This window comes from Prevotella denticola (genome assembly GCF_900454835.1).
GTDB lineage: Bacteria > Bacteroidota > Bacteroidia > Bacteroidales > Bacteroidaceae > Prevotella > Prevotella denticola.
Genome location: NZ_UGTM01000002.1, coordinates 801,013 through 812,574, shown reverse-complemented (window position 1 = coordinate 812,574; position 11,562 = coordinate 801,013). Strand labels below are relative to the sequence as shown.

Here is an 11,562-nt window from a genome sequence, read left to right as displayed (position 1 = left end):
AAATAATCTGAAAACAGAATGACTATGTACAAAATTCAAGCAAACGCCTCCGGGACACGGAGCATAGAGGTCAGCGACAGACACCTTGAAACCATCCGGAAATATTCGCTTCTCTCCGGGCTGGTTGACTCCAATGGAATTGTTGACGAGAATATCCTTGACAGGTTGAAGTTCAATATCCGTGGACTTCTTGAGTCTGAGCCGGGAAAGGACAGAGACTTGTTGGATCTGTGCCTGGACGTAATCTATAACCAGAATATGAAAGCCATCGGACTGGGGAATCTCGTCGCACTCTACCGGCAGTGGGCGGCAGCGCACAAAGATGCCGATGATACCGATGACGAAAGCCTCATGGCAGAGTAGCCGGGACAACTGCACTGTGAAGATTCCCGGCTGTTCGGGAATATGATTCCCAGGCGTTGGGAACATCATTCCCATACGACTGGGAATGTCGTTCCCGTATAGTTGGGAATACCACGCATATCGGCGGATTGCCGTCTGGGGAATACCCCGTGGAAAGGTTCCGTATGCCGGACTGTAAGTTTCTGAAAGTATGCAGATGCAATAGGCGGACGGTTTCCAGCTGTGTTAAGACAGCGGTCGGCATCGTGCGGAGGTGGCACGTCGTTCCCCTAAAGGGTAGGTCCGACATCCGGATACGGTCCGCAGCGGGGTCTTCCCGTGCAATGTAAGGTTTTCGCTTTGCAGTCTCGGTCAGTCCCTCTAATTTACGGAAATACAATATAAACATCAAATCGTTTGAGTTCAAATAAGCAAAATATAAAACCCGGAAAGCAGAAAAAAAGACCGGCAGTTCCTGTCCGGCAGCGACAGGAGAGGACAGATGCGTCAGGAAAAGAAGTGAAATCCTCAAGACCGTCAAGATACCAGCTGACCGACTTCCTGCCTACCACCAAGAAGGAGGTGGAGCTTCGTGGATGGGACCAACTGGATGTCATCCTCTTCTCCGGCGATGCCTATATTGACCATCCGGCCTTTGGCGCAGCCGTCATCGGCAGGACGCTCGAAGCTGCCGGTTACAAGGTGGCGATTGTTCCTCAGCCCGACTGGCATGGCGACTTCCGTGATTTCAAAAAGCTGGGTCGGCCGCGTCTCTACTTCGGCATCTCACCCGGTGCCATGGACTCGATGGTAAACAAATACACGGCCAACCGCCGTCTGCGGTCGGAAGATGCTTATTCGCCTGACGGCAGACACGACCTGCGCCCGGAATACCCGAGCATTGTCTACGCCAATATCCTCAGGCAGCTCTATCCCGACGTGCCCATTGTCCTGGGCGGCATTGAGGCCTCACTCCGCCGTCTCACCCACTATGACTATTGGAAAGACTGCCTCCGCAAGTGCATTCTATGTGATGCCCATGCCGACATGATTATCTATGGCATGGGCGAGAAGCAGGTCGTCAGCATAGCAAAGGAATTGGAAAACGGCGTGAGCGTCAAAGACCTGAAGTATATCCCGCAGACCGTTTATCTCTGCAAGGAATCGGATATTCCCGGGGGAATCAAGGAGGAAGACATTGTGCTTCATTCGCACGAAGCCTGTCTGCACAACAAAAAGTACCAGGCAGAAAACTTCAGGTATATTGAAGAGGAGTCCAACAAAAAACATGCAGAGCGTATCCTGCAGGCCGTTGACAACGTCTATGCAGTCGTGAACCCGCCCTACCCTACGATGACTACGGAGGAGGTAGACGCTGCCTACGACCTGCCTTATACGCGTGAGCCGCACCCGAAGTACCGTGGAAAAACCATCCCCGCCTACGAGATGATCAAGCACAGTGTGAACATTCACCGCGGCTGCTTCGGCGGCTGTGCGTTCTGCACCATCTCCGCCCACCAGGGGAAATTCATCAGCTGCCGTTCAAAGGAAAGCATCCTGAAGGAGGTGAAGCAGGTGATGGAAATGCCCGATTTCAAAGGCTACCTGTCCGACCTCGGCGGGCCGTCGGCCAACATGTACGGCATGGCCGGCAGGAACCAGCGGGCGTGTGAACACTGCAAGCGGCCCAGCTGCGTGAATCCGGAAATCTGCCCGAACCTTGAAACAGACCATACCCGACTGCTCGAAATCTACCATGCAGTAGACGAACTTCCGGGCATCAAGAAGAGCTTTATCGGTTCCGGCGTACGGTATGATCTCCTGCTACATAGAAGCAAAGATGAAAAGAGCAATGAGGCTGCGCGGCAATATACTCGTGAACTGATTACACGCCATGTCAGCGGACGGCTGAAGGTCGCTCCGGAACACACGTCAGACCGTGTGTTGAAACTCATGCGCAAGCCATCTTTCCAGCAGTTCTACGCCTTCAAGAATATTTTTGACCGCATCAACCGTGAAGAGGGACTGCGCCAGCAGATCATTCCTTACTTCATCTCGTCCCACCCGGGCTGCCAGGAGGAGGATATGGCGGAACTGGCTGTACTGACAAAAGACCTTGACTTCCACCTGGAGCAGGTGCAGGATTTCACCCCTACCCCCATGACGGTCTCTACAGAGGCTTGGTACACGGGCTATGATCCTTACACGCTCGAACCGATATTCTCCGCCAAGACACCGAAAGAGAAACTTGCCCAGCGGCAGTTCTTTTTCTGGTATAAACCGGAAGCACGCCGAGACATTGAACGTGAACTAAAACGGATTGGGCGTAGTGACCTGATTTCCAAGCTCTACGACAATTCCCCAAAGCATCATCCAAGGGCTGTCTATGACCCGAAAGCCGTGGGCAGCACGCCGGAGACGGCAGACATGAAGCAGCATCGGAAACAAGAAGAAAAAGCTGCCGGAACGCACAGGAAGTCTGACAGACACAATGGCGGCCGGCATAAAAGCTTCAACCCGAACTTCCCCGCCAACCGCCGCCGGAGACAGAGATGAACCTTAACAATATTTAAAGAGGTGAAGATTACTATCTCCACCTTTTTTAGTAATTTTGCATTTAATTCTGTACAATGGCTTTTCGGCTTATAGAGAAGTGGCCGGAAAGCTGTCGGGAACAGACAATAACTGATGAAGCTATAAATAAGAAAATAAAATCAAGTTATGAGTAAACAGACTGAAAAGATCAAGGCACTCGTGGAGAAGCGCGAGCTGGCCCGCTTAGGCGGCGGTCAGAAGGCCATCGACAAGCAGCATGAGCGTGGGAAGTACACAGCGCGTGAGCGTATCGAGATGCTGGTTGACAAGGGCAGCTTCGAGGAATATGATATGTTCAAACTTCACCGCTGCCACAACTTCGGCATGGAGAAGAAACAGTTCCTCGGCGACGGTGTCGTTGCCGGTTCAGCGACTATCGACGGCCGCCTTGTCTATCTCTATGCACAGGACTTCACCGTAAACGGCGGTTCGCTTTCCGAAACAATGGCCCAGAAAATCTGCAAGGTGATGGATATGGCCATGACCAACGGCGCACCGGTCATCTGTATGAACGACTCCGGTGGGGCACGCATCCAGGAGGGTATCTCTGCTCTGGCAGGTTATGGTGAAATCTTCGAGCGCAACATCCTTGCCTCCGGTGTCATCCCGCAGATATCAAGCATCCTCGGTCCTTGTGCCGGTGGTGCGGTTTACTCTCCTGCACTCACCGACTTCATCATCATGAAGGAGCAGACGAGCTACATGTTCCTTACAGGTCCGAAGGTTGTAAAGACCGTGACAGGTGAAGACATTGACGCAGAGCACCTCGGCGGTGCAAGCGTCCATGCTTCAAAGAGCGGTGTGACAAGTTTCACTGCCAAGACCGAAGAGGATGCCATGGAGCTTATCAAGAAACTTCTCTCTTACATTCCCTCCAACAACCGTGAGGAAGCACCACATGTAGAATGTACCGACCCGATCGACCGCAAGGAAGACCTCCTGAACGAAATCATCCCTGATGATCCGAACCAGGCATACGATATGTACAAAGTGATTCAGGCCGTAACCGACAACGGAGAGTTCTTCGAGGTCCAGCCGAAGTTCGCCAAGAACATCATCACAGGGTTCGCACGTTTCAACGGGCAGAGCGTCGGTATCGTTGCCAACCAACCGTCAGCTTATGCTGGTGTGCTGGATGTGAACGCAAGCCGCAAAGGCGCACGCTTCGTCCGTTTCTGCGATGCCTTCAACATTCCTATCGTCTCTTTGGTTGACGTGCCGGGCTTCCTGCCGGGTACAGGACAGGAGTACAATGCGGTCATTCTCCATGGCGCACAGCTGCTCTACGCCTACGGCGAGGCTACTGTTCCGAAGATTACCATCACGCTGCGCAAGAGCTACGGCGGATCCCACATTGTCATGGGCTGCAAGCAGCTCCGTTCCGACCTCAACTTCGCATGGCCGAGTTCGGAGATTGCCGTTATGGGCGCATCAGGTGCCGTAGCCGTTCTCTGCGGAAAGGAGGCCAGGCAGGTCAAGGAGCAGGGCGGTGATGTCAAGCAGTTCCTGGCCGAAAAGGAGGAAGAATACTCCGAGAAGTTTGCCAATCCGTATCAGGCGGCACAGTTCGGTTATATCGACGATGTCATCGAACCGCGTAATACCCGTTTCCGCATCTGCCGTGGTCTGGCTCAGCTGGCGCATAAGAAGCAGGACCTGCCGGCCAAGAAGCATGGATGTATGCCAATGTAAAGAAGGGGGCCGCGACTATGAACAAGAATGTATATGCAGCGATTGCAATGGCACTCTATGAGTTTGCCGGAAACAATGTTCACGACAACGAACCGGGCATCATCACCATTCTGCCGAAGCAGACAATGTGGGATGCCAAGTTCGAGATAATGACAAAGAAACCATAACAGACATCAAATGAAAGAATTCAAATATACGATCGACGGCAAAGAATATAAAGTCGAGATTGGTGAAATCAATGCCGAAAATGTTGCTGAAGTAACTGTCAACGGCGAACAGTACAGTGTGCAGATGGAGAAGGCTGCCGAACCCGAGAAAAAGAAGGTTGAACTTGGCAAGCCTGCAGCTGCTGAGGAAAATGATGAGGCTGCTCCTGCTGCTGCCATCAACAGTTCTGCTGCTGTCAAAGCCCCGCTGCCCGGAACCATCACATCTGTAGAGGTGACTGTCGGGCAGGATGTGAAAGCGGGCGATACTGTCGTCGTTCTGGAAGCCATGAAGATGCAGAACAGCATTGAAGCAGAGAAGGACGGAAAGGTAACGGCAATTGCAGTAAAGGTTGGGCAGGCTGTGCTTGAGGACGACCCGCTGGTTGTCATTGAATAAGCCGGAGATAGCCTTCCTGCAGAGGACTGTCACATCCGTTGTTGATGGCATCCGGGAATATTGATCAGCACATTGCTGTTTCACATTCCCATTCATCCAAAGGGTACAGGCAATAGTAACAGGACTTATCTGAACGGTTGGCTATACCGCATTCAACCGGAGCATACACAAAACAGCCATATTGAGGCATAACCTGCCTGAATATGGCTGTCTTGTTTTTGTAAACATCGGTGTCTGTGATTAACCACTCATCACCGCCTTACAATATATGGTAGCGGCAGGCATAGACCGGCCTTACCTGTAAATGTGTTGGTGCCCGTCGCATATTGTGTTGTCGGTAAGCACCAGCAGTGTCGACGGTCCGTACCTTGCAGAATATTGCCGGGAACTGCAGCTGCGTGTAGCTGAAGAAGAGCTGTGCCGGCAGAACTTGATCGGGAGACTTACTTTTTCAAGAGGAATGCGGAATTGTCTGTTTAAAAGAGACTATGTATGGAGAAATCATGCGGTTTAACTTTTATCGGACGGCACATTCAATAAACATAAGTGCAGGAAACGGAGATATATGGACTCAGTAAAAAGTCTGTCTTTCGCATTAAAGCTATACGTTCTACACGAAAGGTGTCTGCGCATTTAACGGAAGGACCAAAAATTATCCCCCGATTCACATCGAGGGATAACAACAACACAAACACAAAATAAAGCAGGTTATACCTGCAATACCGTTTTGCATACAAATACAGACTTTGTTAATCGTATATTGTTTATCTTACATCACGCCGTCTGCCCTCAGTTTTTTCTGCCATTTCCATGCGGAAGCGAGGACATCAGTCAATGGTGTTTCTGCTTTCCATCCTAAAACAGTGTTGGCTTTGGTGCAATCACCCCAGATTTTCTCAATATCCCCTTCACGACGCGGACCGTATTTCCAGTTCAGCTTTACGCCGGTAGCTTTCTCGAAAGTCTCGACAATCTCCTTGGTGGAATTCCCTCGCCCTGTACCGATATTGAAATACTCAATCTTGTCCGTATCCTGATCAAGTACACGTGCCATTGCTGCGACATGAGCCTTTGCCAGGTCAACAACATAAATATAGTCGCGGATACAGGTTCCGTCCGGTGTATTATAGTCATTGCCGAAGACAGTAAGTTCTTTCCGGATTCCCATTGCCGTCTGGGTAACATAAGGAATCAGGTTGTTGGGTACACCGTTCGGCAACTCGCCGATCAATGCGGTCGGATGGGCACCGATAGGATTGAAGTACCGAAGGACAATGCTCTTGATGTCGGCTCCGCTGTGAATATAGTCCAGGATAATCTGCTCGTTGATTTCCTTTGTGTTCCCATAGGGTGATGTGGCTTTCTGATGAGGTGCATCCTCTGTGACAGGAAGGTTCTCTGGCTTGGGTTGTCCGTAGACAGTACAGGAACTTGAGAAGATAAAGCCCTTCACGCCATACGCAGGCATTAGTTCCAATAGGTTGACCAGCGAGATGATGTTGTTCCTGTAATATAGCAAAGGCTTCTGGACACTCTCCCCGACAGCCTTGGATGCAGCAAAATGAATGATGCCTTCAATCTTCGGATACTTGCGGAAGACGTTTTCTGTAGCTTCACGGTCACGGAGGTCGACCTGCTCAAAAGCCGGACGGACTCCTGTTATTTTCTCAATGCCATCCAGCACTTCGATTTTCGAGTTGGACAGATTGTCGACGATTACGACATCGTAGCCGGCTTCTATCAGTTCGACACTCGTGTGTGAACCGATAAATCCGGTTCCTCCCGTAACAAGAATTGTCTGTTTCATTTTATCTTTAGTTTTTCCTTTTCAGGCTGTTCTGTTCCTGTATGTTGCAAAGATAACGTTTTTTTTATAACCTTCAAAAAAAGAACGTAAAAAAATGTACACGCATCTGCAAAACCGAAAACTTTTTGTATATTTGCCGAGGTAAACAAATCAATACATATCTGATATGACCGAAACTGAACAGACCCGGCAGCAGATTGAGCGTTTCCTGAAGAAAGTCGCACAGAAATTCATGGCCAGCGGTTGTGATATGCCGATGACGGACATTCATCTGCGTGCATCGCAAGACAGCGGCGATCTCATGGCTTTCGATGACAGCGACAATGAGATCACCCGCTGTGTCATAGATCAGTGGATAGACAACAAGAGTGATGATTTCTATCAGGAGGCGGCTGTTGTCCTGCGGTCGGAACTGAACCGCATGAGAGATACCGTGGAGAATCTGTCTGTCATGAAGCCTTACAGCTTCATTCTTGAAGACGATGACAGGAATAATGTTGCAGAGCTCTATCTTGTAGATGACGATCTTGTCATTATCGGAGGCGACCTCATGCAGGGACTGGACAAGGAACTTGACAGTTTCCTGGATGACATATTAAAGGAAGAAGAATGAAGAAGGTGTTTTTATCCTTCATCTTCGGCCTGGCTCTTCCGTGTGCGGTGTCAGCACAGCGGCACGAGATTACAGATGGGAACATCCGTTCCCTTCAGGTGACTGCCGATCAGAAATGGCAGGAGCTGCCCATTACCATCCTCAATACTGGGAAGATAAGCATCGACTTTGATGACCTTACACATACTTACCGCCGGATGACTTACCGGCTGGAGCACTGCGAAGCCGACTGGCAGCCCTCGACAGGCCTTTTCGACAGCGATGTGGCTGAAGGATTCCTTTCAGGAAACACAATAGATGATGTGAAAGAGTCAACCCTTACCAACACGCTTTATACACACTATCATCTTGAAATACCCAACAGCAAGTGCCGGCCCAGACTGTCGGGAAACTACCGGTTGTCAGTTTATGATGATAATTTTACGGACCAGCCTTTGCTTACGGCCTGTTTCATGCTCACCGAGCCGGCAGAACATTCCATGGGAGTAAGACTGGCCATTACCACCCAGACAGACCGGACCATCAACGACAGACACCAGCAGGTTGACATGCAGATTGATTATGGGAATTATACTGTAAGCAATCCGCAGCGGCAGATTCGGACAGTTGTCATGCAGAACCGTAACTGGCTGGATGCACGCTGGAACAGCAAACCTCAGTATGTCATGCCAGACGGATTGCGATGGACGCACAACCAGGATTATATTTTCTGTGCCGGCAATGAATACAGAAAGTTCGAGATTCTCTCAACGGATGCCGCCTCTATGGGGATTGACAGAATCAGCTGGGACGGGAAAGATTATCATGTCTATCCCTTTGCCACATCTCCTTTCCTGAATTATGTCTATGACGAGGACGCTGACGGAGCGTTTCTCATCCGTAATTCCGACAACACAGACGTAAATACAACCAGTGATTATGTCCAGACACATTTCCGTCTCAATGTACCAGCCCCCTACCCTTGTCGGCTTTATCTTGATGGTGACTGGACCTGCAACCGGCTGCTTCCGGCCTACGAAATGAGTTACCAGCCTGAAGGAAAATATTATGAAGCAGTCGTTCCTTTAAAGTTCGGGTATTATAATTATCAGTTCCTTACGGCGGATGAACATGGAAAGCTCTCTTCTTTCAGGGTAGACAACTGTCATTACCAGACGGAAAACAGTTATCAGGCACTTGTCTATTTCCGGCCGCAGGGAGGACGGACCGACAGGCTCGTCGGATATGCGCATGTAAAATACATAAAGAAATAAAGTGTATCAAAAGCCTGAACTCTTGTGTTTCCTACTTTTGATACACTTTCTGTATGTTCTGAAAATCCACGTCGGACTTTTGCCTATATGCGGACATTGCCGACTCTCTGCCTCTTTTTCTTTCCAGGCAATCAGATTCTTTTTCCTCGTTCAGCCGCATTGTCTGCGATGTTTTCAGAACGAAAGCAGAATCTGCCGCCTGAAAGGAAAAGCTCCAAAGTTTACTTTCGGAACCAGCCTTTTACTTTGTATGTCTCTCTCCTCAGACTATGAAAAAGCAAGACTTATGGAAAGAAACTTTCAGTCATTCATCGACATCAGGAACTCCTCATTGCTTTCCGTACGTTTCATACGGTCGTGGATGGAATTCATGGCCTCGATAGAATTCATGTCGGCAATATACTTGCGCAGAATCCACATACGGTCAAGCGTGGTACGATCCTGAAGCAGATCGTCACGGCGCGTGCTTGAGGCAACCAGATTGACCGCCGGGAAGATGCGTTTGTTGCTGAGACTCCGGTCGAGCTGCAGTTCCATGTTGCCTGTCCCCTTGAATTCCTCGAAGATGACCTCGTCCATCTTGGAGCCCGTGTCGATCAGTGCCGTTGCGATGATGGTGAGCGATCCGCCCCCCTCAATGTTGCGGGCTGCACCGAAGAAACGCTTGGGTTTCTGCAAGGCATTGGCGTCAACTCCACCGGTCAGCACCTTTCCGGATGCGGGGGCCACTGTGTTGTAGGCGCGGGCCAGACGGGTGATGGAATCCAGGAAGATGACGACATCGTGCCCGCACTCTACCATGCGCTTTGCCTTCTCCAATACGATGCCGGCAATCTTCACATGACGCTCTGCCGGTTCATCGAACGTCGAGGCGATGACTTCGGCATTCACCGTACGTGCCATATCCGTAACCTCCTCCGGTCGTTCGTCGATCAGAAGCATCATCAGGTAAGCTTCCGGATGATTGGCCGCAATGGCATTTGCTATGTCCTTCATCAGAATCGTCTTACCGGTCTTGGGCTGTGCGACAATCAATGCGCGCTGTCCTTTTCCAATGGGAGAGAACAGGTCGACGATACGTGTAGAGAGGTTTGTCGTACGTGGATCGCCGCAGAGGGAGAACTTTTCTTCAGGAAACAGCGGCGTAAGATGCTCGAACGGAATGCGGTCGCGCACCTCTGAAGGCTTGCGTCCATTGATTTTGTCGATGCTCGTCAGCGGAAAATATTTTTCCCCCTCGCGTGGCGGTCGCACATGACACTCCACGACATCGCCCGTCTTCAGGCCGAATTGTTTTATCTGGTTGTTGGCAATATAGACATCATCGGGCGAAGACAGATAGTTATAGTCGCTTGAACGGAGGAAGCCATAGCCGTCAGGCATCACTTCGAGAACTCCGTTTGCCTTGATAAGGTCTGAGAAATCATATTTTGAATCACTGCCCGCTGCTGCGGTATTTTCATACGACGGCATCTGGACGGGTGTCGTCGGCTGGTCGAACATATCATAGTTCGGCACGATTCCCTGGTCTTCTATCGGCAGATCGACAATAGGAATGAAGTCTGTTCCGTCGCCCGGGTCTCCGCTCCATACACCCTCCGGTGCGGCAGGAGTACTGGCAGCTTCCTGGTTCATATTGTGTGCATTCACTTTCTCCTGCAGGCGTGCGAGGAGGTCCTCCTTGCCTTCTGTCCCGTCCTGCGGCCGGTCGTCGGAGAACTGATCTTCAGGGATAAAGTCCTCCGGGACAGGGTTGTCAGCAGGCTTGTTCTGCTTTACTTCCTCCTCCGGTTCTGTTTTTTTGTCCTGTTCCGCTTTTGCCTTTATTGCGGCTTCTGCAGCCGCAATGGCCTCCAGTTCGGCTTTTGACTTGCGTCCGCGGTGTTTGGGGATGGAAGCCAGTATTTCTTCCGGGCTCTTTTCTTTCTCTGTCTTCGGTTCGGGAAGCTCCTTGAACAGTGCAGCCTGTACGGCCCCTCCAGCCGCCTTGTTCTTCTGTACATCAAAGTTCTCCCCCTCGTCGCCATGAACCGAATAAACCCGGTCTGTGTCTTTCCGTGCTATTCTCGTACGCTTGCGCTTTGATTCTAAAGGATGTGCCGTACCAGCCTCCTCCGCCTGCCTGTCGAGAATGGCATAGACGAGCTTGTCCTTGCTGTCGCCCGGGGTGTAGACGGCTCCTGTGCTCTGAGCTATTGTCTCAAGCTCAGACACTTCTTTTTCTAATAGTTCTTCTTTGCTTAACATATATAATATGTATAGGAAATTACATTTGATAGCGTAGATGTTTCATAAGCTGAAACATCCGTAAATGTGTCTTTTTGTGCCGCAAAGGTATAATTTTTATTTGAACCACACAAGAATTATCCTGTTTTTTTAAGATTATTCTATTGAGAATGAGCAACTGCACGGAAAACGGAGACCTGACACACAAAGGGATGACCGCTCAATGGCAATATAACTCCGAAGGGACGGTCCCAGGTAAGAACGGCAAAAGAAGGCCTGTACCCTTACTGTAGCCCCGGTTATTCCCGACCGTTGGGAACAGCATTCCCAACCGAATGGGAATGCTGTTCCCAGGCACTGGGAAAACCTTTCCCAAGCGATTGGGAACTACGGATGTGCAGCCGCTCTTTTCAAAGATTTGTAGTAGG

The 11,562-nt window shown here is 50.3% G+C and carries 9 protein-coding genes; 7 read left to right on the top strand and 2 right to left on the bottom strand.

Annotated elements, in window-relative coordinates; translation table 11 throughout:
- The first annotated feature begins 24 nt into the window (after nucleotides 1–24).
- From DYH27_RS11425 to DYH27_RS11405, 5 genes are all read left to right on the top strand, one after another.
- The gene (locus DYH27_RS11425; protein ID WP_025067561.1) at nucleotides 25–363 is read left to right on the top strand and encodes a hypothetical protein; all 339 of its coding nucleotides are present in this window, start codon (nucleotides 25–27) and stop codon (nucleotides 361–363) included.
- Between the two features lie 396 nt (nucleotides 364–759).
- Entirely contained in the window at nucleotides 760–2,898 is a 2,139-nt protein-coding gene (locus tag DYH27_RS11420) for a YgiQ family radical SAM protein (protein ID WP_029216529.1), read from the top strand.
- Nucleotides 2,899–3,063: 165 nt separating this feature from the next.
- Nucleotides 3,064–4,629 carry an acyl-CoA carboxylase subunit beta gene (locus tag DYH27_RS11415; protein ID WP_029216528.1) on the top strand — a complete coding sequence of 522 codons (1,566 nt, stop codon included), beginning with the start codon at nucleotides 3,064–3,066 and terminating at the stop codon, nucleotides 4,627–4,629.
- A gap of 17 nt (nucleotides 4,630–4,646) precedes the next feature.
- The gene (locus DYH27_RS13445) at nucleotides 4,647–4,796 is read left to right on the top strand and encodes a hypothetical protein (protein WP_169447816.1); all 150 of its coding nucleotides are present in this window, start codon (nucleotides 4,647–4,649) and stop codon (nucleotides 4,794–4,796) included.
- Between the two features lie 10 nt (nucleotides 4,797–4,806).
- The gene (locus DYH27_RS11405; RefSeq protein ID WP_004353503.1) at nucleotides 4,807–5,235 is read left to right on the top strand and encodes a biotin/lipoyl-containing protein; all 429 of its coding nucleotides are present in this window, start codon (nucleotides 4,807–4,809) and stop codon (nucleotides 5,233–5,235) included.
- A gap of 769 nt (nucleotides 5,236–6,004) precedes the next feature.
- On the opposite strand, the gene galE is transcribed toward DYH27_RS11405, so the two are convergent.
- Nucleotides 6,005–7,042 carry a UDP-glucose 4-epimerase GalE gene (gene galE / locus DYH27_RS11395; RefSeq protein ID WP_004353506.1) on the bottom strand — a complete coding sequence of 346 codons (1,038 nt, stop codon included), beginning with the start codon at nucleotides 7,040–7,042 and terminating at the stop codon, nucleotides 6,005–6,007.
- A 166-nt stretch (nucleotides 7,043–7,208) separates the two neighbouring features.
- On the opposite strand from galE, the gene DYH27_RS11390 reads away from it, so the two are divergent.
- Both DYH27_RS11390 and DYH27_RS11385 read left to right on the top strand, forming a co-directional pair.
- Nucleotides 7,209–7,655, top strand: a complete 447-nt coding sequence (locus DYH27_RS11390) for a hypothetical protein (RefSeq protein ID WP_004353475.1) — start codon at nucleotides 7,209–7,211, stop codon at nucleotides 7,653–7,655.
- Nucleotides 7,652–8,908, top strand: a complete 1,257-nt coding sequence (locus DYH27_RS11385) for a type IX secretion system plug protein (RefSeq protein ID WP_025067560.1) — start codon at nucleotides 7,652–7,654, stop codon at nucleotides 8,906–8,908. Before DYH27_RS11390 ends, DYH27_RS11385 begins: the two co-directional genes overlap by 4 nt.
- Before the next feature lie 300 nt (nucleotides 8,909–9,208).
- Here DYH27_RS11385 and rho read toward each other — a convergent pair whose 3' ends face one another.
- Nucleotides 9,209–11,155 carry a transcription termination factor Rho gene (rho, locus tag DYH27_RS11380; protein ID WP_025067559.1) on the bottom strand — a complete coding sequence of 649 codons (1,947 nt, stop codon included), beginning with the start codon at nucleotides 11,153–11,155 and terminating at the stop codon, nucleotides 9,209–9,211.
- Between the last annotated feature and the right edge of the window lie 407 nt (nucleotides 11,156–11,562).

What these genes read in the sequence shown, in the direction of transcription:
- DYH27_RS11425 (WP_025067561.1), top strand. Translation starts at nt 25, where the DNA reads ATGTACAAAATTCAAGCAAACGCCTCCGGGACACGGAGCATAGAGGTC.
- DYH27_RS11415 (WP_029216528.1), top strand. Translation starts at nt 3,064, where the DNA reads ATGAGTAAACAGACTGAAAAGATCAAGGCACTCGTGGAGAAGCGCGAG.
- DYH27_RS13445 (WP_169447816.1), top strand. Translation starts at nt 4,647, where the DNA reads ATGAACAAGAATGTATATGCAGCGATTGCAATGGCACTCTATGAGTTT.
- DYH27_RS11405 (WP_004353503.1), top strand. Translation starts at nt 4,807, where the DNA reads ATGAAAGAATTCAAATATACGATCGACGGCAAAGAATATAAAGTCGAG.
- galE (WP_004353506.1), bottom strand. Translation starts at nt 7,042, where the DNA reads ATGAAACAGACAATTCTTGTTACGGGAGGAACCGGATTTATCGGTTCA.
- DYH27_RS11390 (WP_004353475.1), top strand. Translation starts at nt 7,209, where the DNA reads ATGACCGAAACTGAACAGACCCGGCAGCAGATTGAGCGTTTCCTGAAG.
- DYH27_RS11385 (WP_025067560.1), top strand. Translation starts at nt 7,652, where the DNA reads ATGAAGAAGGTGTTTTTATCCTTCATCTTCGGCCTGGCTCTTCCGTGT.
- rho (WP_025067559.1), bottom strand. Translation starts at nt 11,155, where the DNA reads ATGTTAAGCAAAGAAGAACTATTAGAAAAAGAAGTGTCTGAGCTTGAG.